General features: G+C 70.0%; 20 protein-coding genes and 1 tRNA gene. 15 read left to right on the plus strand and 6 right to left on the minus strand.

Features of this window, described 5'->3' with window-relative positions; all coding sequences use genetic code 11:
- Nucleotides 1-49 precede the first annotated feature (49 nt).
- The 5 genes from IEY79_RS09680 to IEY79_RS09700 all read left to right on the plus strand — a co-directional run bounded on the left by IEY79_RS09680 (nt 50) and on the right by IEY79_RS09700 (nt 3,621).
- Nucleotides 50-580: a winged helix-turn-helix transcriptional regulator gene (locus IEY79_RS09680; RefSeq protein ID WP_189106959.1), complete on the plus strand. Its 531-nt coding sequence runs from the start codon at nt 50-52 to the stop codon at nt 578-580.
- Between the two features lie 111 nt (nt 581-691).
- A complete protein-coding gene (locus IEY79_RS09685; protein WP_189106960.1) occupies nt 692-1,012 on the plus strand; it encodes a DUF6412 domain-containing protein in 321 nt (106 codons plus the stop codon).
- Between the two features lie 136 nt (nt 1,013-1,148).
- Complete coding sequence (locus IEY79_RS09690) at nt 1,149-1,913, plus strand: YidC/Oxa1 family membrane protein insertase (protein WP_189106961.1); 765 nt, start codon at nt 1,149-1,151, stop codon at nt 1,911-1,913.
- Between the two features lie 196 nt (nt 1,914-2,109).
- Entirely contained in the window at nt 2,110-2,967 is an 858-nt protein-coding gene (locus IEY79_RS09695; protein ID WP_189106962.1) for a fumarylacetoacetate hydrolase family protein, read from the plus strand.
- A 57-nt stretch (nt 2,968-3,024) separates the two neighbouring features.
- Nucleotides 3,025-3,621: a mycothiol-dependent nitroreductase Rv2466c family protein gene (locus IEY79_RS09700; protein ID WP_189106963.1), complete on the plus strand. Its 597-nt coding sequence runs from the start codon at nt 3,025-3,027 to the stop codon at nt 3,619-3,621.
- Between the two features lie 61 nt (nt 3,622-3,682).
- Here IEY79_RS09700 and IEY79_RS09705 read toward each other — a convergent pair whose 3' ends face one another.
- Both IEY79_RS09705 and IEY79_RS09710 read right to left on the minus strand, forming a co-directional pair.
- A complete protein-coding gene (locus tag IEY79_RS09705; RefSeq protein ID WP_189106964.1) occupies nt 3,683-4,171 on the minus strand; it encodes a heme-degrading domain-containing protein in 489 nt (162 codons plus the stop codon).
- Entirely contained in the window at nt 4,168-5,268 is a 1,101-nt protein-coding gene (locus IEY79_RS09710) for a Gfo/Idh/MocA family oxidoreductase (RefSeq protein WP_189107157.1), read from the minus strand. Before IEY79_RS09710 ends, IEY79_RS09705 begins: the two co-directional genes overlap by 4 nt.
- 194 nt (nt 5,269-5,462) lie before the next feature.
- Here IEY79_RS09710 and IEY79_RS09715 point away from each other — a divergent pair, with 194 nt between their 5' ends.
- From IEY79_RS09715 to IEY79_RS09745, 7 genes are all read left to right on the plus strand, one after another.
- A complete protein-coding gene (locus IEY79_RS09715; RefSeq protein ID WP_373292516.1) occupies nt 5,463-6,614 on the plus strand; it encodes an ROK family transcriptional regulator in 1,152 nt (383 codons plus the stop codon).
- Nucleotides 6,615-6,738: 124 nt separating this feature from the next.
- Nucleotides 6,739-7,773, plus strand: coding sequence for a hypothetical protein (locus tag IEY79_RS09720; RefSeq protein WP_229700774.1), 1,035 nt, complete (start codon nt 6,739-6,741; stop codon nt 7,771-7,773).
- Nucleotides 7,774-8,034: 261 nt separating this feature from the next.
- Nucleotides 8,035-9,123, plus strand: a complete 1,089-nt coding sequence (locus IEY79_RS09725; RefSeq protein WP_189106966.1) for a 2-aminoethylphosphonate ABC transporter substrate-binding protein — start codon at nt 8,035-8,037, stop codon at nt 9,121-9,123.
- Between the two features lie 117 nt (nt 9,124-9,240).
- A complete protein-coding gene (locus IEY79_RS09730) occupies nt 9,241-10,020 on the plus strand; it encodes an HAD-IIA family hydrolase (protein WP_189106967.1) in 780 nt (259 codons plus the stop codon).
- Between the two features lie 111 nt (nt 10,021-10,131).
- On the plus strand, nt 10,132-11,298 hold the full coding sequence (locus IEY79_RS38365; protein ID WP_189106968.1) for a hypothetical protein: 1,167 nt from the start codon (nt 10,132-10,134) through the stop codon (nt 11,296-11,298).
- A gap of 19 nt (nt 11,299-11,317) precedes the next feature.
- The gene (locus tag IEY79_RS09740) at nt 11,318-12,010 is read left to right on the plus strand and encodes a class F sortase (protein WP_189106969.1); all 693 of its coding nucleotides are present in this window, start codon (nt 11,318-11,320) and stop codon (nt 12,008-12,010) included.
- Between the two features lie 182 nt (nt 12,011-12,192).
- A complete protein-coding gene (locus IEY79_RS09745) occupies nt 12,193-13,212 on the plus strand; it encodes a glycoside hydrolase family 6 protein (protein WP_189106970.1) in 1,020 nt (339 codons plus the stop codon).
- Nucleotides 13,213-13,307: 95 nt separating this feature from the next.
- Here the strand turns inward: IEY79_RS09745 and glxA are convergent, their stop codons facing one another.
- The 3 genes from glxA to IEY79_RS09760 all read right to left on the minus strand — a co-directional run bounded on the left by glxA (nt 13,308) and on the right by IEY79_RS09760 (nt 17,726).
- A complete protein-coding gene (gene glxA / locus IEY79_RS09750; RefSeq protein WP_189106971.1) occupies nt 13,308-15,260 on the minus strand; it encodes a radical copper oxidase GlxA in 1,953 nt (650 codons plus the stop codon).
- Entirely contained in the window at nt 15,257-17,224 is a 1,968-nt protein-coding gene (locus IEY79_RS09755) for a glycosyltransferase family 2 protein (RefSeq protein WP_189106972.1), read from the minus strand. Before IEY79_RS09755 ends, glxA begins: the two co-directional genes overlap by 4 nt.
- Before the next feature lie 428 nt (nt 17,225-17,652).
- Nucleotides 17,653-17,726, minus strand: a tRNA-Lys gene (locus IEY79_RS09760).
- A gap of 181 nt (nt 17,727-17,907) precedes the next feature.
- Here IEY79_RS09760 and IEY79_RS09765 point away from each other — a divergent pair.
- The 3 genes from IEY79_RS09765 (at nt 17,908) to IEY79_RS09775 (ending at nt 22,047) form a co-directional block, all read left to right on the plus strand.
- Nucleotides 17,908-19,242, plus strand: coding sequence for a peptidoglycan-binding protein (locus IEY79_RS09765; RefSeq protein WP_189106973.1), 1,335 nt, complete (start codon nt 17,908-17,910; stop codon nt 19,240-19,242).
- Nucleotides 19,243-19,256: 14 nt separating this feature from the next.
- Nucleotides 19,257-21,299 (plus strand): SPFH domain-containing protein, encoded by a 2,043-nt coding sequence (locus IEY79_RS09770; protein WP_229700775.1) that lies wholly within the window; start codon nt 19,257-19,259, stop codon nt 21,297-21,299.
- 154 nt (nt 21,300-21,453) lie between these two features.
- Entirely contained in the window at nt 21,454-22,047 is a 594-nt protein-coding gene (locus tag IEY79_RS09775; RefSeq protein ID WP_189106974.1) for a lytic polysaccharide monooxygenase auxiliary activity family 9 protein, read from the plus strand.
- A gap of 166 nt (nt 22,048-22,213) precedes the next feature.
- On the opposite strand, the gene IEY79_RS09780 is transcribed toward IEY79_RS09775, so the two are convergent.
- Nucleotides 22,214-22,972: an IclR family transcriptional regulator gene (locus IEY79_RS09780; RefSeq protein WP_189106975.1), complete on the minus strand. Its 759-nt coding sequence runs from the start codon at nt 22,970-22,972 to the stop codon at nt 22,214-22,216.
- Nucleotides 22,973-23,103 lie beyond the last annotated feature (131 nt).

Genomic DNA, 23,103 nt, shown 5'->3' on the forward strand with positions numbered 1-23,103 from the left:
TAGCATGGTGAGTTCGTTCATTGAACCTTCAGCTTGTTAAGGTGCTCCCATGGCCCTCGGGAAGGACTACTCCACCCAGCAGTGCTCGATCGCCCGCGCGCTGGAGATCGTCGGCGAGCGCTGGACACTGCTCGTCGTGCGCGACGCCTTCTACGGAGTCCGCCGCTACAACGACTTCCTCAGCCACCTCGGCGTCCCCCGCGCGGTCCTCGCCACCCGCCTCAAGAGCCTCGAACAGGCCGGCATCCTGGAGAAGCGGCGGTATCAGGAGTCGCCGCCGCGTGACGAGTACGTCCTGACGGAGCGCGGCATCGCCCTCTGGCCCGTCGTGCGCTCCCTCGGCGTCTGGGGCCGCGAACACATCGAAGGCGTCCTCCCGATGCGGGTGTTCACCCACGCCGCCTGCGGGACGGAACTGGGTTCGTACGGCGAGTGCCCGGCCTGCGGCACCGCCGTACCGCCGCGCGACGTGGAGATGCTGCCCGGGCGCGGGCTCGATCCGGACCCGGACAATCCGGTGGGCCGGGCGCTGCTCGCCCCCCGCCGTCTACTTCTGCCCATCGAAACGGATCGTGTATAACGGCTGGAGGGGCCGGAACGCGGCCTGACACACCCGGCCGGCCATGAAGGTCCCGCACGACGCCGGGAACAGGCAACGGGACCAGGCACACGACACCAGGAGGGGCAGGCCATGATCCGACGCGCGACACGGCCGCTGCGCCCCGCGCCCCCGGTGTTCTTCCTGCTCGCCGCCCTCCTCCAGGTCCTGCTCCTCGACGCAGGCAGCCTCTCCGCCGCCGTCGCCCTCGCCGCCACCGCCGCGGCCTCCACCGCGTTCGCCGCCTCCGCGGTGATCTCGGCCCGGTGCGCCCCCGCCGTACCGCCCACCCGGGTCCGTACGGCGATCCGCGACCGCGAGCAGCGGACGGCCTTCCTGCCCCAGCGAGATCCCGACGCACGGGGCCGCACCAGGCCCCGAGCTCCAGGGCGTCCCGTCCTGACGACCGCGTAGGACCGGTTCGCCGCTTCACCCACCCCAGAGCAGCCTTGAGCGATCCGATCCCACGTGGGTCGTCATGCCGAGCCGCGCCGCACCACCGGCGCCGCGCATTCCATCCGGCACGACGAGACCCTCGGAGGGCTCACCCATGTCCGTCTTCCTGTCCGGCTTCGCCTCCCTGGTCGGGCACTTCGCCGATCTGCTCGACCCGCTCTTCCACGGCGGCGCGACCGCGGTGGCGATCATCCTCTTCACCGCCTGCGTACGGCTCGCCGTCCACCCGCTCTCCCGGGCGGCGGCCCGCGGCCAGAAGGCCCGCACCAGGCTCTCGCCGCAGATCGCCGAGCTGCGCAAGAAGCACCGCAAGAACCCCGAGCGCCTCCAGAAGGCGATCATGGAGCTGCACGCGAAGGAGAAGGTCTCGCCGCTCTCCGGCTGTCTGCCGAGCCTGCTCCAGCTGCCCGCGTTCTTCCTGATGTACCACCTCTTCTCCAGCCGGGAGATCGGCGGCAGGCCGAACGAACTGCTCGGCCACTCCCTCGGCGCCGCGCCGCTCGGCGACCGCTGGAAGGACGCCCTGGCCGACGGTGGGATCTTCGGCGGAGCGGGCCTGGTGTACGTCGTGCTCTTCGCGATCGTCGTGGCCGTCGCCACCTTCAACTACCGGCGTACGAAGCAGCAGATGGCCGCCATGCCGATGCCGGCGGCCGGGGCCGACGGGCAGCGGGTGCCCGGCATGGGCGCGATGACCAAGCTGATGCCGCTGCTCTCCTTCGCGACGCTCCTCACGGTGGGTGTGGTCCCGCTGGCGGCCGCGCTGTACGTCGTGACGAGCACCACATGGACCGCCGTCGAACGGGCCTTCCTCTACCGGGACGTCCCGGCGCCCGGTGCCCTGGCCACCGCCGCCTGACACCGCCGCCTGACACCGTCGCCGCCTTCCGTCGCGCGCCACCGTCCCCGCCCTCCGGCGCGGTCCAGGGTGTGAACGGGGTCTTGCGGAGTGATCGGATGTCTTGGACGATCAGCCAACACCCCGACGGCCGCGACCCGTCGGTGGTGCCCCCGCTCGACCAGGTCGATCCGCTCGACCAGAGGGAGAACAGACCATGAAGCTGCTGCGTGTCGGTACGGCGGGTGCGGAGCGCCCGGCGCTGCTCGACCAGGACGGGACCCTGCGGGACCTGTCCGGACTGGTCACGGACATCGACGGCGCACTGCTCGCCGACGAAGCCGCACTCGACCGGGTACGGGCCGCCGCCGCCTCCGGCGAGCTGCCCGTCGTCGACTCCGCCGGACTGCGCACCGGCCCGCCGGTCGGCCGGATCGGCAAGATCGTGTGCATCGGGCTGAACTACCACGACCACGCGCGCGAGACGGGCGCGGACATCCCGTCCGAGCCGATCATCTTCTTCAAGGCCGCGGACACGGTGGTCGGGCCGGACGACACCGTCCTCGTACCGCGCAAGAGCGTCAAGACGGACTGGGAGGTGGAGCTGGCCGTGGTCATCGGCCGCACCGCCCGCTACCTGGACTCCCACGAGGAGGCCCTGGCGCATGTCGCGGGGTACGCCGTCTCGCACGACGTCTCCGAGCGTGAGTTCCAGATCGAGCGCGGCGGCCAGTGGGACAAGGGCAAGAACTGCGAGACGTTCAACCCGCTCGGCCCGTGGCTCGTCACGGCCGACGAGGTGCCGGACCCGCAGGCGCTGTCGCTCAAGCTGTCCGTCAACGGGGAGCTGAAGCAGGACGGGACGACGGCCGAGCAGATCTTCCCGGTGGCCGAAGTGGTGCGCTACGTCAGCCAGTTCATGACGCTCTACCCGGGCGATGTCATCAACACCGGTACGCCGGCGGGTGTGGCGCTCGGACAGCCCGAACCGAAGCCCTATCTGCGGGCGGGGGACGTCGTCGAACTGGAGATCGCGGGACTGGGGCGGCAGCGGCAGGAACTCAAGGACGCGTAACGCCCCCTCCAGGGAGGGAGCTTGACGAGGGGTCGGACCGGCGAGAGGAGCGCCCCGATGGTCACCGCCGAGCGCCGGACCGTCGACTTCTGGTTCGACCCCGCCTGCCCCCTCAGCCGTATCACCGCGTGCTGGATCGTCACGGTCGCCGAGCGGCGCCCGGTCGACATCCGATGGCGTGTGATGAGCCTCTCGGTGCTGAACGAGGGCAGGGAGGCCGACCCCGAGGGCGACGAGGAGGGCTACCTCTGGATCCCCGCCCGGGTGTGCGCCGCGATCCAGACGTCACACGGGCACGCGGCACTCGGCAGGTTCTACGACGCGCTGTGGACCGCGCCGGACGGCGGACGGCGCGAGTGGATCGGCGACATGAGCGAGGCGCTGGGCGCCGCGGGGCTGCCGGCGGAACTGGCCGGGGCCGGCTTCACCACCGACCACGACCAGGCGCTGCGCGCCTCGCACGCGGAGGCCATGAGCCTGGTCGTCGGGGAGGTGGGTACGCCGGTCCTGGCCGTCACCCACCCCTCCGGCGCCCGGCACGCGTTCTTCGGCCCCGTCGTCAGCGAACCACCGGGCCCCGAGGACGCGCTGCGTCTGTGGGACGGCACACTGCTCGTCGCGAGCGTCCCGGGGTTCCTCGAAATCAAGGCCTGAGGGAGCGCGCCCGGAGCCCACGGGATCACCGCGCCCGCGCGAGCCCACCCCGGCCCGGTCGCTACGACATCCGCCCCAGCAGCCACTCCAGGGCCTCGACCACCATCGCGTGGTCCTGCTCCTGGGGGAGGCCCGAGACCGTTACCGTGCCGACAACTCCCGCCCCCTTCACCGCGATCGGGAACGAGCCGCCGTGGGCCGCGTACCGGTCCGGGTCCAGACGTGAGGAGTCCTCGAACGTGCTGCCCTTGGCGCGGGAGCGCGCACCGACCAGGAACGAACTCGCCCCGTACCGCTCCACCACCCGCCGCTTGCGGTCGATCCAGGCGTCGTTGTCCGCCGACGAACCCGGCAGCGCGCAGTGGAACAGCTGCTGGGCACCCCGCCGGATGTCGATCGCGACCGGCGCCTCCCGCTCGCGCGACAGCTCGGCCAGCAGACTGCCGAGCGCCCACGCGTCGTCGTACGTGAAGTGCGGCAGGACCAACCGGGCCTCCTGCGCCTCCAGTTCGTCCACCGTCGGCAGGGCGCGGCCCTGGCCCGCCGTCATGACGAGGCCCCGATCGTGACCGTGACGCCCTCGCGGGCGGAGCGCCGCGCCGCCTCCAGGATGTCCAGGGCCGCGGCGGCCTCGTGCGCGGTCACCGGTGGCGCCGTACCCTCGCGCAGTGCCCGCGCGACACCCGCGTAGAACGCGGGGTAGTCGCCGGGCGCGCTCTCCACCGGGTGTCCGCCACCGGTCGCCGGAGACTCACCGGCCCCGATGCGGCCCCACAGCGACTCGGGCTCCGCACCCCAATTTCCAGCCATTTCCTGAGTGTTGGGCCGCTTGCCGTCCCGCAGGTCGGCCTCCTGGGGATCGAGGCCGTACTTCACATAGCCCGCCTTCGAGCCCAGCACCCGGAAGCGCGGCCCGAGTTGGGCCGTCGTGGCGCTCACGTACAGATGCGAGCGGACACCGTTCGCGTGCGTGAGAGCGATGAAGGTGTCGTCGTCGGCCGCGGCACCGGGCCTGCGTACGTCGGACTCCGCGTACACCGAAGCCACCGGACCGAACAGCACCAGCGCCTGGTCCACGACGTGGCTGCCCAGATCGTAGAGCAGCCCTCCGATCTCTTCCGGCGCTCCCGACTCCCGCCAGCCGCCCTTGGTCTCCGGCCGCCACCGCTCGAACCGCGATTCGAAGCGCTGTACGTCACCCAGCTCGCCGCCCGCGATCAGGCGGCCGAGCGTCAGGAAGTCGTTGTCCCAGCGGCGGTTCTGGAAGACGGAGAGCAGCACGCCCTGCTCCTCGGCGAGAGCGGCGAGAGCGCGAGCCTCGGCGGCGGTACCGGCGATCGGCTTGTCGACGACCACCGCCAGGCCCGATTTCAGCGCCGCCGTCGCGATCGGGACGTGCGTCTTGTTCGGCGACGCGATCACGACCAGGTCCAGCTCGCCGGCCCGCTCCCAGAGCTCGTCCGGCGACGCCGCGAAGCGGACGTCGGGGAACTCGGCGCGTGCCTGCGCCTGCCGCTCGGGGTTCGAGGTGACGACCGTGTCGAGGACCAGGTCCTCGGTCGCGGAGATCAGCGGGGCGTGGAAGACGGAGCCCGCCAGGCCGTAGCCCACGAGTGCGACGCGCAGAGGCGTACCGGTGCCAGTCATGAGTTCCACTTAAGCAACGGTGTTGCCATAGTGCAAGCGCGCGTGACAATGACACCGTGGGCAACAGTGACGCCGGCCTCGGCGACAGTAGAGGCAACGACGGCGCGAACGACGGCGCGAACGACGGCGCGCATGCCGGTGCGTATGCCGGCGCCGGCGAAGACGTACCGACGGTGAGCGGCATCCGTACGGGCGTGAATCCGAGCCCGCACACGGGCGCGAATCTGCCGTCCCTGCGCAGCCACAACTCCGCCCTCGTGCTCGACCTCCTCCGTACGGCGGGCGAGGGCGGCATCAGCAGGCTGGAACTCGCGGAGTCCACCGGCCTCACCCCGCAGGCGGTCAGCAAGATCACGGCCAGGCTCCGTACGGAGGGTCTGGCGGCCGGAGCCGGCCAGCGGGCGTCCACCGGCGGCAAACCCCGGACCGTCCTGTGCCTGGTCCCCTCCGCCGCGCACGCCGTCGGCCTGCATCTGGACCGCGACGAACTGACAGCCGTCGTGGTCGACCTGGCGGGCACGGCCGTCGCCGCCCGTACGGTGCCGTTCGATCTGGGCGCCGGGGCGGCCGAGGTCGTGGAGATCGCCGCGGCGCAGGTGGAGTCGGTACGGGCGGAGGCGGAGGCCCGTACGGACGCGTCCGGGGCGACCAGGCCCGGTGCGGTCGGCGGGAGCCCCGGCGGTCTGCTGGGCGTCGGGGTCGCCATGCCCGGTCCGCTCGACCACACCACCGGCGTACCCCAGCGGGTCACCGGCTTCCCGCAGTGGGACGGCTTCCCGCTGCGCGACGCGCTCGCCGCCCGCCTCGGCCTGCCCGTCGTCCTCGACAAGGACACGAACGCCGCGGCCCTCGGCCTCGCGCTGAGCGGGCCGGGCGACTCGTTCGCGTACCTCCACCTCGGTACGGGACTGGGCGCCGGCCTCGTACTCGGCGGCGCCCTCTACCGGGGCGACCGCACCGGCGCGGGCGAGTTCGGGCACCAGGTCGTCCAGCTCGACGGGCCGCTCTGCGACTGCGGGAACCGGGGCTGCATCGAGGCGCTCTGCATGGCGGCGGTGGCACGCGGCGACCTGGCGGAGGCCGCGCGGGTGCTGGGCGCCGGGGCCGCGAATCTGGTCGGGCTGCTCGACATCGACCGGGTGCTGCTCGGTGGCCGCGCCGTGGCCGCCGCCGAGGAACAGTTCGTCACGGGAGTCGGAGCCGTACTCGAAGAGCGGGCGCGTGGCCCCGTGGTCCCGGTGGCCGTGGCATGCGGAGGCGGGTACTCGGTCGCAGAGGGGGCGGCGCAGCTGGTGCTCGCGCCCGTGTTCGGGCACGCGCGGGTCTTCGGCCGGGGGCGTCCGTAGGTCCCCGGCGGGCCCGCGGCCCTGACATCGGCAGGACCGTCGGAGTGTATTTGTGCGATCTTCCGACCGTGGATGCGACGTGGCTCCCCGGCCGGGTGGACGGCCCGTGGCAGCGTCGGACCCCATGCGATCCATGCGACTGCGTCCCGTCCTCGTCACCGGAATCCTCGGCGCCATCGGAGCCGTCGGTGTCACCGTCGGCACGATCGTGCCCACAGTGCTGCCCGCGACGACCGCGACCGCGAGCGTGGACGCCTCCCTGCCGGAGAGGGACGACGAATCGGGCGACGGCCCCGGGGCCGACCGGCAGCCGAGCTGCGGCAAGGCGTCCGACCCGAACTTCCCCATCGACACCCGCATCCACGGCGGCCCGGACACGTACCGCCCCGGTGGCCCGGCGGGTGTCTGGTCCATCGATCTCACCAACAGCACGGACGAGGCCTGCCACAACATCCACCCGGTCATCGTCCTCAGCGACCGGCACCGGTCCCTCGACAAGACCCAGGTCCGGCTCCAACTCACCGACGACAAGGGCCGGTGGCGCACCATGTCGCTGGAGAAGTCGGACGAGGACGAGACGATCGCCGTCCTCGAAGGCGGCTTCTCCGGCTTCGCGGTACCGGCCGGGAAGACCGTCACCGTACGGGCGAGGCTGGCCTTCACGGCCGCAGCCGATGCCAACGGGATCGTGGCGAACGCGGCCACGGTGCAGCGGCGCGGCGGTGACGGCGACTGGGTGGGGGAGTCGAACGACTACCGCTTCTCCGTAGGCGCCGCGAACGCGGACGCTGAAACCGATACCGATACCGAGACGGACGCCGACACAGAGGCCGGCACGGACGCCGACACAGAGCCCGGCACGGACACCGACGCCGGCTCAGCCACTCGCAGCGCCGGACCCACCACCGGCACCGGCAGAGACACCGGCGCCCCGGCCCGTACTCCCGGCACGACCCCCCAATCCACTACCGGCGCCACCCCGGCCCCCACCCCCAACTCCCAGGACCACAGCGAGAAACCGTCGCTCCCCCTCGGTATCGGCTCCCTCGCCGACACCGGCTCCGGCTCCCTCCTCGGCCCCGCGATCGGCGCCGTACTGCTCCTGCTCTCCGGTGGCGCGCTGGTTCTCGGTCTCCGCCGCGCGCGCAACCGCTCATGAGCCTGTCTCGATCCTGGCACGCACGCAGCCAGGAGGCGCGGCGAGCGGTAATCTCGTCGTCGTCCTGGGCCTGAACGAAGCGATTCTGGAGTCCGGTCACCCCCGCGACCCACGAAGTCGCGTGCGTGGCCCTCGATATCGTCATTTCCGCGGGTCCCTATGTGATCTACGGGGTGGTGAGCGGGCGTGTTCGTGCACAGCAGTACGGGACACCGCCCGGCTCCGCCCCGAGCCACCTCCCGCTAGGAGATACGAGCCGTCATGCCCCGCAACTCCCACACCCCCCACACCTTCAGATCCTGTCGCACCCCGCTCACCGCCGTCGCCGGCAGCCTCGTCCTCACCGCCTCGCTCGCCGGATGCGGCGGTGGCTCGGGTGCCTCCGGGGAGAAGGTCGTCACCGTCTACAGCGCCGACGGGCTCAAGGGCGTCGCGGACGACGGCTGGTACGACAAGGTCTTCGCCGACTTCGAGAAGGACACCGGCATCAAGGTGAAGTACCAGGAGGGCGGCTCCGGCGAGATGGTGGACCGGGTGCTGCGCGAGAAGGACGACGTCCGCGCAGACCTCATAGTCGCCCTGCCGCCGTACATCCAGCACGCCGAGCGGAAGGGGCTGTTGGCGTCGTACGACCCCAAGGGCTCGGACAAGGTGCACGGTTCGGGGAAGTCCACGGACAACCGGTGGACCTCGATCGTCAACAACTACTTCGGCTTCATATACAACAAGAAGGAACTGACGGACCCTCCGACCACCTGGGAGGAGCTGCTGGACGCCAAGTACAAGGACAAGATCCAGTACTCCACCCCCGGAGTCGCGGGCGACGGCACGGGCCTCCTCATCAAGGCGATGCAGGACTTCGGCGGCGAGGAGCCGGCGATGGACTATCTGCGGAAGCTGGAGGAAAACAACGTCGGCCCCACCCCCTCCACCTTCAAGCTCGCGGCCAAGGTCGACAAGGGCGAGATCCTCGTCGCGAACGGTGACGTCCAGACGAACTTCGCGCAGTCCAAGAGCATGTCGAACCTCGCGATCTGGTTCCCGGCGAAGGAGGGCGGCAAGCCGACCACGTTCGCCATGTATTACGGGGCGGGTCTGGTGGACGGCGCCCCGCACAGCGCGAACGGCAAGAAGCTGCTCGACTACATGCTCACCGAGAAGGCGCAGAAGCTGGTCAGCGGAATCGGCGGCGGCTTCCCCGCCCGTACGGACGTCAGACCCACCGACGAGAACGCCATCGAGCTGGCCGGTGTCATCGACGGCGTCACGCTCTTCGAGCCCAACTGGCAGCGGATCGAGCCCAGCCTCGACGGTTACGTGGACTCCTGGAAGGAAGCCACGGGCCACTGACGGCCGCACCCTCCGAGAGCCAAGATCATCGGAAGCTGATTAGGCTGGGGGCGCCGAGCGGTACGGAGCAGTGCCCCCGGCCCCACCAGCACACTGCTTACGGCAGGAGTCCGTCACATGTCAGAGCGCAAGCCGATCGATTCCTGGCTCACCGACATGGATGGTGTCCTCGTTCACGAAGGCATCCCCATCCCGGGCGCCGATCGCTTCCTCAAGCGCCTGCGGGAGTCGGGCAAGCCCTTCCTCGTCCTCACCAACAACTCCATCTACACCCCGCGCGACCTACAAGCACGGCTCGCCCGGATGGGTCTCGCCGTGCCCGTGGACAACATCTGGACCTCGGCGCTGGCGACCGCGAAGTTCCTCGATGCCCAGCGCCCCGGCGGCACGGCCTACGGCATCGGCGAAGCGGGTCTCACCACCGCGCTGCACGACATCGGCTACATCCTCACCGACCAGGAGCCCGACTACGTGGTGCTGGGGGAGACCCGTACGTACAGCTTCGAATCCCTCACCAAGGCGATCCGGCTGATCAACGACGGCGCGCGCTTCATCTGCACCAACCCCGACGAGACGGGCCCGTCGGCGGAGGGTCCGCTGCCCGCCGCCGGTTCCGTCGCCGCGCTGATCACCAAGGCGACCGGCAAGGCCCCGTACTTCGCGGGCAAGCCGAATCCCCTGATGATGCGTACCGGGCTGAACGCCATCGGGGCGCACTCCGAGACCAGTGCGATGATCGGCGACCGGATGGACACCGATGTCCTGGCCGGTCTTGAGGCCGGGATGGAGACCTTCCTGGTGCTGACCGGTCTGACAAAGCCGGAGGACATCGACCGCTATCCGTTCCGGCCCTCGACGATCGTGGACTCGATCGCCGATCTGGTGGATCTGATCTGACCGGATCTGACTGAATAACCGCAGGTCACGGCGGTGTGTCGGGCTTTCCGAGGCGCGCTGCGGATGCGAGATCCGGCTGAACGCGTGAGGCTTCCCTTCAGGAGGTTCACGATGCGTTCAGGCTTGCTCGCTCTCCGTGCCGCCGGGCTGGTGGCCGCCATGGTGGCGGTTCCCGTCCTCGGCACCACCGCCGCCGACGCCCACGACTCCGTGAACGCGACGGTCAGCCCGTCCGACGTCCGCCCCGGCGGCGAGGTGAAGATCAAGGTCACTGGCTGCGCGAACCCGCGCTCGGCCGCGGCCCGGTCCGGTGTCTTCGTCGCCGACTCCGAGCTCGCGGCCCGCAAGGGCGATGACAAGAAGCCGACGCTGCTCGGCGAGGCGAAGATCAAGTCGTCCACGAAGGACGGCAAGTACAAGGCAGACGTCTGGTGCGACGGGCACGACCACCTGGGTGCGGCGGTCTTCAAGGTGGACCGCGACGCGAAGCCGAAGGCCTCTGCGAAGGCTTCGGCCAAGCCGTCGGCGAAGGCGTCCGCGAAGCCGTCCGAGAAGGCTTCCGCGAAGCCCAAGCCGAAGCAGTCCACGAAGGCTTCGAGCAAGCCGCCCACCAAGCCTTCCGCCAAGGCGTCCCCGAAAGCGTCGGCGAAGGCGTCCACCAAGCCGTCCGCCAAGTCTTCGGCCAAACCGTCCGCGAAGGCCTCGGCCAAGCCGTCCGCCAAGTCTTCGGCCAAGCCGTCCGCGAAGGCGTCCACCAAGCCGGCCACCAAGCCGTCTGAGAAGGCTTCCGCGAAGCCCAAGCCGGAGCAGTCCACGAAGGCTTCGAGCAAGCCGCCCACCAAACCGGCCACCAAGCCCTCCGCGAGGGCTTCAGCCAAGCCGCAGGCCTCCCCGAAGTCCGAGAAGGCCAACCCCAAGCCCGACAAGACCAAGCCCGAGGGGCAGGCCTCAGCGGTCCCGCCCAGGCCCCTCCCGCCTATGACGTCCGCCCCGCCGCCCGAGAAGCTGATGCCCGCGCCCATCGGGACCGCCCGGCAGTCCCGGGCCCCCTGGACGCCTCGGTCCGCCCAGGCCCGCCCGAGTGAGCGGCAGGCCTCGCCCGTCGCGCCGGTACGCGCCGGTGGCGGCGGCAGGACGACCACGGCTCTCGCAGGCGACGAGGCCGGCCCCAGCATCCCCCACACCGTGATCGGTCTCGTCCTCGCCGGCGTTGCCGCCGTGGCCGTGGCGATCCGCAGTGCGCGCCGGAGACGTTCCGCCGCGCGGGACTCCGACTGAGACGACTGAGACGGCTGACATGGGTGACACGGCTGAGGAGACGTCGACCGACGACCGCCCGACCGGATCGGGCCGGCTGCTGACCGGGGTGGCCTGGGCCGTGCTGCTGCTCGGTCTCTGGGGCTGGGGCCATGACGGCATCGTCGGTGCCTCCTCGCCCATGACCGGCGACGTCGCCGCCGTCGGCCGCCCGATGGAGGAGCGGCCACCGGCGGCCCGTGATCCCCGGCAGCCCGCCGAACCGCGCCGCATCGAGGTTCCCTCCGTCGGCATAAGGGCGCCCGTCGTCCCCCGTGGCCTCGACCCCGCGGGGGCGGTCGAGCCACCGCCGTACGAACTCCCCGAGACCGTCGGCTGGTACGGCGGCGGCGCCCGGCCCGGCGCCACGGGCACCGCGCTCTTCGTCGGCCACGTGGACACCCGGACCGAGCCCGCCGTCTTCTACGACCTGAGCGCGACCCGGCCCGGCGAGAAGATCCGGGTGTCCCGGGCCGACAGCTCGGTCGCCGAGTTCACCATCGACGACGTACGGGTCTACAGCCGGGAGAAGTTCGACGCGCGGAAGGTGTACGGCCCCCACGAGCCGGACCGCGCCGAACTGCGCCTGATCACCTGCGGCGGGACCTTCGACCGCGAAAGCCGTACGTACACGGCGAACGTGGTCGTCTCGGCGTACCTCACCGGTGTGAAGGAGGCACCTCGCCATGGCTGATCCGGCGTCACCTGGACCCCGCTGTCACAGCTCGTACACGAAGCCGAACAGGCTCCGTTACGGCCCCGGCCCGTGTGCCAGGATGACTTGGACCGGTCTTGTTCGGGCAGGCGGCACGCAGGCAGAACAGGAACGGGGCGCCTGGGGGGCGGCTCCGACGAACGGGCACCGAGGGGGAGTGGATGTACGGCAGTAATTCCGGTCGTGGTCTTCGAATGACGGCGTGCGCGGCGGCCACGGGAGCGGCTCTGCTCGTCGCGGGCTGCTCGTCCGACGGCGAGGACAAGGGCGAGAAGAACCCGGCGACGAGCCAGCAGCCCAAGGCGATCGATCCGTACTGGGTCAACCCCGACGGCAACGCGGCCAAGCAGGTCGAGACTTACACCAAGGACGGCGACGACAAGAACGCCGAACTCATCAAGAAGATCGCCTCGCAGCCCGTCGGCGAGTGGATCGGCCCGGACAACCCCGAGGAGGAGGCCCGCGGTTTCACCGAGGCCGCCGCCAAGGCCGACCGGGACGCGCTGCTGGTCCTCTACAACGTCCCGCACCGGGACTGCGGCCAGTTCTCGAAGGGCGGCGCCTCCGACGGCAACGCGTACCGGGAGTGGGTCGACAAGGTCGCCAAGGGCATCGGCGACCGGCGGGCCACGGTCGTCCTGGAGCCCGACGCGCTGCTGCATCTGGTGGACGGCTGTACGCCCCAGGAGTTCCACGAGGAGCGCTTCGACCTGCTGAAGGGCGCCGTCGAACGGCTCAAGCAGCAGCCGGCCACCACGGTCTACCTGGACGCGGGCAACGCCGGCTGGCAGTCGCCCGACGCGCTCTTCGAGCCGCTCCAGCGGGCGGGTGTCGACAAGGCGGACGGCTTCTCGGTCAACGTCTCCAACTTCTTCCCGACCGACCTGAGCCAGGAGTTCGGCAAGAAGCTGTCGGCGAAGGTCGGCAACAAGCCGTTCGTGATCGACACCAGCCGTAACGGCAACGGCCCCTACACGGAGGGCGATCCCGCCGAGAACTGGTGCAACCCGCCGGGCCGCGCGCTCGGCGAGCCGCCGACCACGAAGACCGGCGATCCGCTCGTGAAGGCGTATCTGTGGGTCAAGCGCCCGGGGGAGTCGGACGGCGACTGCAAGGGCGGGCCCAAGGCCGGCGACTGGTACCCGGAGTACGCGCTGGAGCTGGCGCGCAACGCCAAGTAGCAGGCCGAGCGGGGAGCCGAGCGGCAGGCCGAGCAGGCAGGGAAAGCGGGCCCGTACGACACGTACGGGCCCGCTCACGTCGGTACGGCGACCGGCTACGGCACCTCGACCCACACACCCTCGGACGGCGTCCCCTTGTCGTCCGTCACGAAGAGCATGTACCAGCCGGCCGGCACGAGCGCCCGCTTCTTCGGCACCGTCACCTTGATCCCGTCCGCCGTCTTCTCCATGTCCAGGTCGATGGACCGCTGTTCGACATCGGTGACATGGGTGACGGCGCTCGGCCGCAGCAGCTTCGCGGACTTGAGCGACGCGGCGTCCTTCGTCGTGAAGGTTCCCGAGCCGCCGCGCTTGATCCGCTTCGGTCCGTCGGTCAGCTCAGGCTTCGAGTCCCGGAAGAGATACGGCGGGGTGTAGATCTCGATCCGCTGCTCGAAGACGCCCGGCTTGGTGTTCGCCTTGTCGGCGTAGAGCGAGTCGGAGCCGAAGATCATGACGCGGCCGTCGGGCAGCAGGAGCGACCCCGAGTGGTAGTTGCGGCCGACCTCAGGATCGGCGACGCGCGTGTACTCGCCCGACTTCGGGTCGTACATCCGCGCTTCGAGGATGTTGGAGCCGCCGCGGCCCCGGTAGTCCTCGGCGCCGCCCGTCACCAGGACGGTGTCGTCCGGCATCAGCGACGCGCTGGGGTAGCGGGTGCCCTTGTCGAGCGCGGCGCCGTCCTTGAACTCCGGCTTGTCCTCCTTGAGGTCGACCAGCCGGGACTTCTCGCTCGACTTCTCGGACTCGCCGACGCCACCGCCACCGATCACCATGAACCTCTGGTCCTGCGCGGGCGGCAGCATGACGGTCGCCGACGTCTCCATCGTGTCCGCGTCGCTCAGGCCCGGGATGTTCTGGAACTTGTTGGTCTCCAGGTCCCAGATGCCCGGCTTGCGTCCGACATCGGCGGGGCCGTAACCGGCGTTGGAGCCGCTGTAGAAGAGCTTGCCGTTGTCCATCAGGAAGATCGCCGGGTAGGTGGGGAACTTCCTGATGATGCCGGTGTACTCCCACTCCTTGGTCTCCGGGTCGTAGATCTCGTCCTTGCCGGGGACGATCTGCCCGATCTCGTCCAGGCCCGACAGCGCGAGGACCTTGCCGTCCTCCAGCGTCGTCAGCGTCGGATACCAGCGGGCCTCGTTCATCGGGTCCACTTTGATGTACTTCTCGGCGACCGGGTCGAACTCGAAGGCGTCCTTGATGCCTTGGAAGTCCTTCTTGTCGAGCGCGAGCTTCTGCGCGATGCCGTAGACGTTACGGGCGTCGGCGCCTTTCATGCCCTGCACCCGGTAGTTGTCCTCGGTGCCGGTCTCGTACTTCTTCCCGGACTTGTCGGCCTCGACGTAGATACGGCCCAGACCGGGCTCGGTCCGCAGAAAGACGCCGGTCACCGGGTCGAATATCTTCTTCGCCTTCTCGACCAGGACCGGGTCCTTGGACTCGAAGGTCTTGCCGTTCTTCTTGCCGGTGAACATCGTGCCCGCCGGCAGCGTCATCGGCTTGTCGGGGTCCTCGTTGTGGACCACCATCAGACCGCCGGCCTTGGTGGTGTCGCCCTTGAGCTTCTCGTACCGCTTCGTGCCGCCCGCCACCAGGAGCCTGCCGTCGGGCAGTTGGGTGTGCCCGGAGCAGAACATGTCCTTGGGTGTCGGGATCATCTTGAAGTCGTTGGTCGCCGGATCCCAGAGGACCGACTCGAACTTGTTGGCGTCGAAGTTCTTCTGGTTGTTTCCCGACCCGGCTATCAGCAGCACCTTGCCGGTGTGCAGCAGCGACGCGTGAATCGAATTGATCTTGTACTTCGACGGGATGTCGAGAAAGTCCCAGTGACCGTTCGCGGCCTTGTACTCGGGCCGGTTGATCTTGTACTCGTGGTACTGCTCCGAACCGAACCGCCACATCGCCGGCCCGTTCATCCCGGCCACCACGACGACCACCGCCGCGCCTATCGCGAGGCGACGGGCGCGGTTCCTGCGGTGGTTCGGCCGGACGGGAAGCGCACTCATTGCTTAGGTCCCCCAAGGGAAATCTGTATGGTCTGGTCGACCGCCCCGGGGGGCGTCTGCTGCGAGGCCGGTGGCACGTGCGGTGCCTGTGGTGTCTGCGAGGCCGGCTGTGGCGGCTGCTGGGCGGAGTGTCGCGAGGAGTGCCGCGCCCCGTGCCTCCCGCGCTTCTTCTTCTCCGCGCGCATCCCCAGGCGCCAGACGATGATCGGCGACGCCGTGATCAGCAGCGCCAGTGTCGCCCAGGTGATCATCGCCGGGTGGTCGTGCCCGAGGAAGAAGGAGGAGACCAGCGATCCGGCGAAGACGAGAATGAAGAACAGATGGATCCGGAACGTCCCGAACAGGGTGTCCGGGCTGGACGAGTCGCCCTTCGGCGTCACCACGAAGCCGCTCTTGCGCCGCAGGACGGCGTCGAGCAGTGAGCGCGCGTAGATGGGTGCCGAGAGCGCCGACATCGCCATGCCGGCGAGACCGCCGGACCCCTCGGGCTCGTGCGGCGACACGTTGTGCCGCCGGTTCCAGATGTAGAGGCCGATCTGAAGGGCGGAGGCGTTGCCGTACAGCATCATCCAGATCGCCGGGTCGATCTGCACACCCGAGGCGCCCATGCCCAGGAACAGGGCACAACTCAGCGCCGCCAGGATCCAGTTGAGCGCCGACATCGGGTAGAAGATGATCATCATCGTGTAGTTGAAGAGCTTGCCGGGCGGCAGCGTGGTGAAGCCCCGCCAGTACTGCTTGAGGATCGTCTCGTACGTCCCCCGCGACCAGCGCAGCTGCTGGGTGAAGAAGTCCGTCCAGGCGGTCGGGCCCTCACCGACGGCGAGCACGTCCGGGGTGTACACGGAGCGCCACTTGTTGCCCGTCCGGGGGTTCCTGGCGCGGTGCATCTCGAAGCCCGTCGCCATGTCCTCGGTGATCGAGTCGTACAGCCCGCCGATCTGCTTGAGCGCCGATATCCGTACGGCGTTGCTCGTGCCGACGAACATGGGCGAGCCGTAGCGGTTGCCCGCGCGCTGGATCAGGGCGTGGAAGAGGAACTGCTGCGACTCCGCGGCCTTCGTGACGAACGTGTCGTAGTTGCCGTACACCTGCGGGCCGATGACGAAGCCGACGTCCGGGTCGCGGAAGTAACCGAGCATCCGCTCCAGGTAGTTGGCCATCGGGACATGGTCGGTGTCGACGGAGGCGAAGAAGTCGTAGTCGTCGCCGTGCGCGTCGAGCCATGCGTTGTAGTTGCCGTGCTTGGTCTTGGCGCGGTGCGCGCCCTTCGCCTGGTTCCACTTCGCCACACCCTTGCGGGAGAAGTGGTGCACGCCGAGACGGGCGCACACCTCCTTGACGGCGGGGTCGTCGCCCTCGTCGAGGAGCCAGACGTGCATCAGCCCGCGGTGCCGGATCCTGACCGCGGCCTCCAGTGTCTTCGTCACCATCTCCAGGGGCTCCTTGCCCGGCACGAAGGAGGTGAGGAAGGCGACGCGGGTGCCGCTCGCGGGCACGACGGGGACGGGGTCACGGGCCACCAGCGTCGCGTGCGCGTTGGAGAGCACGTTCATCGTGCGGAACAGCTCGATCAGTCCGATCGAGACGAGCATCACGATGTCGAGGATGAGGAGCGTGTCGTTCTTCAGGTTCGGGTCGCGCTCGGTCCAGTGCTGAGGCTGCATCAGCCAGGCGAAGAGACCGAGGGAGAGGAGCGGGGCCGCGCCGAGCAGGAGGGCGGCGCGGATCCGGTGCGGCTCCTGCGAGAGCAGTGAGCGGTACTGCACCTTGTACGGCTTGTCCGGATCGGGCTGGGTGAGCGGCCCGGCGAGCCGGCTGTAGTGCTCGTAGTCGTACTTTGGCAGTTCCGTCTTCTTCTGCCGAAACCGCGATCCGCCGGCCCTGAGCTGGGAGGGGACCCGGAGCTGAGTGGTCCGGGACGCGTCGTTGTTCGGCCGCTCGCCGTTCGGCGTCGACGTCATCAGTCATCCCCCCGCACGCATGCTGGTGCGTGATTGGTCGGTCGGTTCGTCCGGTCGCGCGCCACCGTCGGTACAGACACGCATCGGGACCTATCCGGTTGCATGATGCCTTTGTGCGACATCGGCCCACGAGGGGGACCCCCACCCCGCTCGGTATGCAAACCGGAGCAAATTCTTCAGCTGCCCCAACTGCAAGAAACGCGTGCTTCTTTGGACCCGTCGGCTTCAGGATAGGTTCTACGACCCCAGCCATGATCGCAAGGGTGAAAGATACTACTTACGTCTAATATGCCCTTATTGAAGGCCTGCTGGGGGCGGAGCTGTGGCCGGACTGTGAAGTTCCCGCGAAGGCCACCCGGGCTCGTACGCGAGATCGGGGAACGAGCGAGGCCCCCTCGCGTCAATTGCGAGGGGGCCTCAGCCGTGCGTGCGCCGCCAGGGACTCGAACCCCGGACCCGCTGATTAAGAGTCAGCTGCTCTAACCAACTGAGCTAGCGGCGCCTGCTGACCTGGAGAACTCTACCCGACGCTCCGGAGTGCTCCCAACCATTTGATGAGCGATGTGGCCTGTCGGATGGTCGTTTTTTACCTTTGATCCGTCAAAATGCGATTGGTCAGGACTGTTGGGACCTGACGCCCGTGCAACACCGCACAGCATCTTGTCGAGTGTGGAGGGGATCGCATGACCGCACCGGTCTTCGAGGAGTACGAACCCGCTTGTGACTGTCCCTGTGGCGGATGCGTCGAGCAGCGCCGCCTGCTGGCCCAAGGCCTGTCCCTGCGCGCGGGCGGCCACCCGGCCGCGCACGGCGCTCGGCGCGCCCTGGTCCTCGTCACCGCGGCCGGAGTCGCCCTCTCCGCCACGGGCGTGGGCGCCGGCGAGGCCGACGCGGACACCGGCGGGTCCGCGGCCGGCGCCGCGCTCGGCACCGAACGGGCGGACACGGACCCGGATCCCGCGACCCCGCAGGGCGCGAGCGGCCCGCTGTACGGGCGGCCGTCGGCGGGGCCCTCGCCCGACCACTCGGTCGACACGCTGCGCGTGACCAGCCGCGCCGCCATCATCAACCGCGCCAAGCTGTGGGTGAGCGCGAAGGTCCCGTACTCCATGACGAAGTACTGGTCCGACGGCTACCGCCAGGACTGCTCGGGCTATGTCTCGATGGCCTGGAATCTGGACGGCAACGAGTGGACGGGCAGCCTGTCCCGCTTCGGCACCCGGATCGCCAGGGAGGAACTCCAGCCCGGCGACATCCTGCTGTTCCACAATCCGTCCGACCCCACCAAGGGCTCGCACGTGACGATCTTCGGCGGCTGGAGCGACTACACGCACTCGCACTACTTCGCGTACGAGCAGACGAAGCCGACCACGCGGGCGCAGTCCACGCCGATGGCGTACTGGAACAATTCGGCGAGTTACGTGGCGTACCGCTACAAAGGCGTGACCGGAGGCAACAGCGGCGCCGAGGCCGACACGGCGAAGCCGGTGGCCTTCCCCGGTGCGAAGTCGTTCGGGCCCGGGGCCGACAGCGCGGACGTGACCAAGCTCGGGCGGATGCTCGTCGCCCGGGGCGGCGGACACTTCTACTCCGTTGGTCCCGGCCCCCGCTGGAGTGAGGCGGACCGGAGCGCCACCAAGGCCTTCCAGCGGGCTCAGGGGTGGCGGGGCGCGGAGGCCGACGGGCTGCCGGGGCCGGACACCTGGCGATATCTGGTGGAGGGGCTCGGCAAGGACATCCCGGCGACGCGGGCGGGCCGCCCCGGCGGTTCGGACGCGCGGCCGGCGTACCCCGGCAAGGGGCAGTTCCGGCCGGGGAGGTCCGGCGAGCACGTCACCCAGCTCGGCAAGCGGCTGGTGAAGCGCGGCTACGGCGACCACTACGTCACGGACCCCGGGCCGAGGTGGGGCGAGGCCGACCGGCGCAACGTCGAAGCCTTCCAACGAGCGCAGGGCTGGCGCGGCAGCGCGGCCGACGGGTACCCCGGCCCCGAGACTTGGCGACGACTCTTCGCATGACGACGGAGGCAAGGATGACCACACAGACATCGCAACCGAACGGTGACGGACAGATGCTGCGCGGCGCACAGGCGCTCCGGGCGGCGGCACGCAACGCGCTGACGGCGCGTGGGCCGGCGGAGCCGGTGGAAGCGGAGCACCCCGTGGACCCGGCTCCGCCCAGGGAGGCCGAAGTCCCGGCCGCGCCCGTGGCCCCGGCCGGCTGGAACGAGACCGGCTGGAACCAGAACGTACGGCTGCTGAGCGGGCCTCCTGCCGAGCCGGATCCACCGCACGAGGGGGAGCCGCCGGGGCCGGTGGCCACCGCGGAGCGGGTGGACGTGTTCGCGAAGGAGCCCGTGGAGCCTCGGCACGAGCCCGCGCGGACGCCCGAGCCCGAGCCCGAACACAGCTTCGCGGCAGGACCGGAGGCCTGCTACGGCGGTACGGCACCCGAGGTCGCCGACATCGTGGAGTGGGCGTCGGCCGAGAAGGAGCGGGAGCGGCAGCCGGAGTTCGTGTCGGTGGAACTGCCGGCGGAGACGGATACCTCGCTGTTCACGGCCGCCACCGAGTCCCCTGCCGAGCCGCAGGCCGTGGCGGGCGATGTCCTGGACTTGGCCCCGACCGGGGCCGATCCGGCCGCGCCGGAGACGGCACCGGCGCCCGAGGACGCCGACGTCCCGCACTCGCGAGGCGAGTCCTGGGCGATGCCCGCGACCGACGAGCCCCCGGAGGAGGCGGCCGATCCCGAGCCCGGACCGGACCTCTACGCGGAGGCGGCGCCCGAGGCGGAGACCGGGACCGACGACCCGTGGCCACACGATGTGGCGGAAGCGGCGGTCGCGACCAGCGCCGATGACGACCCGTCAGATGCCTTGTCCGGCGCACCGAGTGGGATCCCCGCGCCCGTGTGGAACGTCACCGTGCCGGCCGGGTCCGGCTCCGTCGTCCCGACGCGGGCCGCTCTCACCTTCGACAGCCAGCGCTGGAGCCCGCTCATCGTCGGTGAGGCCACCCACGAGATCCCCGTCCATCTCCTCTTCCGCGACGAGCAAGCCGCGACCGCCCCGACGGCCGGACGCCCGCAGTTCCGGCGCGGGCCCGCCGTCGCCACTCCTCCCGCGCCGCCCGTACTGGCGCCCGCCGCCTCGCGCCCCGCGACACCTGTGGACACGAAGCTGGTCGAGCGCCCCGGTCCCACACTGCCCGGCTGGACCGCGGCGCTCGTCGGTGTCGCCGGGCTGTTCGGCTGCGTGACGGTGCTCTGGTGGGTCGGCGCCGTGCCCGAGGCGCTGACGGAGATGTTCGGGCTGGGCTCGAACCCGTACAACGGCATCGGCATCGGTATGTGGACGCTGCTGACCGTCGCCGTGACGTTCACGCTCTTCGCCTTCGGCGGGCTCGGCCGCGGCCGGGTCGGACACGCCTGGGTGCTCACGCTCTTCGGCGAGTACCGGGGGAGCGTGCGCCGTACGGGACTTCTCTGGGTCAGCCCGCTCCTGCTGCGCCGCCGCGTCGACGTACGGCTGCGGCACTGGCGCAGCGAGCCGATGCCAGCGGTCGACGCGAACGGTACGGCGCTGCGGGTCGTGGTCCTGGTGGTGTGGCGGGTCAGGGACACCGTCAGAGCGGCGCTCGGGGTGCGAGACCACGAGGAGTATCTGCGCGAGCAGGTCGAGGCGGCCATGGCACGTGTGCTCTCGCAGCTGCCCGCCGACGCGTTCAACGAGGCCGCGCCGACCCTGCGTAACGCCGAGTTGGTCGGCGAGGCGCTGACCCGGATGCTGTCGGCCGAGTGCCGGCCCGTCGGGCTGGACGTCTTCTCGGCGCAGCCGACCCGGATCGAGTACGCGCCGGAGATCTCGGCGGCCATGCAGCGCAGCAGGATCGCGGCGATCGACGCCAGGCACCGGGACACCGTGCTGACGTCGGTGGTCGACGCGGTGGACGACACGGTGCACCGGCTGACGTCGCGGGGGCTCGTGGAGCTGGACGACTACGAGCGCAAGGTCCTCGTGAAGGATCTGACCGTGGCGTTCTACACCGGCAGGCACGGTCTGAACGAGGGGAGCTGACCGCTCCAGCCCCGTGGGGATTGGTCTGGACCTTTCTTGGCTTTGTTATGGACACGGTCACTTGCCGTCAATACTCTGAGCCTTGGTCTAGACCTGATTGCGCAGTCAGGAGTCACCGCACCACCCGCATCCCCACGGTCACTGGAGCGAGAGCATGCGAAAGAAGAGAATCAGCGCCGCGGTACTCGGTCTCGCGGTGGCGGGCGTGTCCCTGCTCGCCACCGGCAGCGCGACCAGCCACGGCTACACCGACTCACCGATCAGCCGTCAGAAGCTGTGCCAGAGCGGCAGCGTCACCGGATGCGGAAACATCCAGTGGGAGCCGCAGAGCGTCGAGGGGCCCAAGGGCTTCCCGGCCGCCGGTCCCGCCGACGGAAAGATCTGCGCGGGCGGCAACGGCCAGTTCGCGCAGCTCGACGACCCGCGTGGCGGCAACTGGCCCGCCACCAGCGTCTCGGGCGGGCAGTCCTACAGCTTCCGCTGGCAGTTCACCGCCCGGCACTCCACGTCCGACTTCCGCTACTACATCACCAAGAACGGATGGGACCCGACCCAGCCGCTCACCCGCGCGGCGCTCGACCCCCAGCCGTTCATGACCGTGCCGTACGGCAACCAGCAGCCGCCGGCCACGCTCGTCCACCAGGGCGCGATGCCGAGTGGGAAGACGGGCAAGCACATCGTCCTGGCCGTCTGGAACGTGGCGGACACGTCCAACGCGTTCTACGCGTGCTCGGACGTGAAGTTCTGATCCATCCGAATGAGATCCATCAGCATGTGACCGGCGAGGGTCCGCTTCATCGCTGACGGGCCGGGTCGTCGTACGTGGGGTGTGTGCCGCACCCCGCCTACCGCGGCCCGGTCCGATGCCGTTGCGCGCCCCGGCCCCCGTCGGACGCCCGGTCCGGCGGCCCCGGCTAGATGGCCAGCGAGAGCACCACCGGAGCCGCGCCCCGGTTGAGCGTGTCGGCCGCCGAGCGCAGCCGGTGCGCGTGCTCGATCGGCATCGACAGCGCCAGACAGCCGACCGACGAGCCCGCCGTCAGCGGTACCGCCGCGCAGACCGTGCCCACCGCGTACTCCTGGAGGTCCAGGATCGGCACCGTCGGCGGCTGGCTGTCCAGCTTGGAGAACAGCACCCGCTCGCTGGTGATGGTCCGTGAGGTGAGGCGCGCGATCTTGTGCCGGGAGAGATGATCCCGGCGGCTGTTCTGGTCGAGCTGGGTCAGCAGGCACTTGCCGACGGCGCTCGCGTGCGCCGCCGAACGGAAGTCCACCCACTCGTTCACCGCGGGCGCGTCCGGGCCGTCGGCGATCTGTGTGATCTTGACCTCGCCGTCGATGTACCGGCTGATGTATACCGCCGCCCCGACCGAGTCGCGCAGCTCGGCGAGCGTGTCCCGGAGCTTGGCCTCCAGGGCCTCCTCGCGGGTGGTGCCGGAGCCGAGGAGCACCAGCGAGTCCCCCACGACGTACGCCCCGTCCGCGACCTGTTCCACATAGCCCTCGCGGCGCAGCATCGCGAGCAGCGGGGCGAGATGGCCGGTCGGCAGGCCCGTCTCGCGGGCGATCTGGACGTCGGTGACGCCGCCGGTGTGCTTGGAAACCGTTTCGAGGACGCGCAGGACGTATTGCACCGAGTGGAACGGCGCGGTCGGCTCCGGCTTCAGCGCCACGGTTTCCCCCTAGCAGGTTGTGACCGCAAGCTTCCCTACCACGATAGCCGTCAAGAGCCCTTTGCGGGGCGGACGTTGACCAGAAGAACAGCCCGCCCGGCGTTCCCAACTGGGGCGTATCGCCCAGGCAT

This window comes from Streptomyces camponoticapitis (genome assembly GCF_014646115.1).
GTDB classification, from domain to species: Bacteria; Actinomycetota; Actinomycetes; order Streptomycetales; family Streptomycetaceae; genus Streptomyces; species Streptomyces camponoticapitis.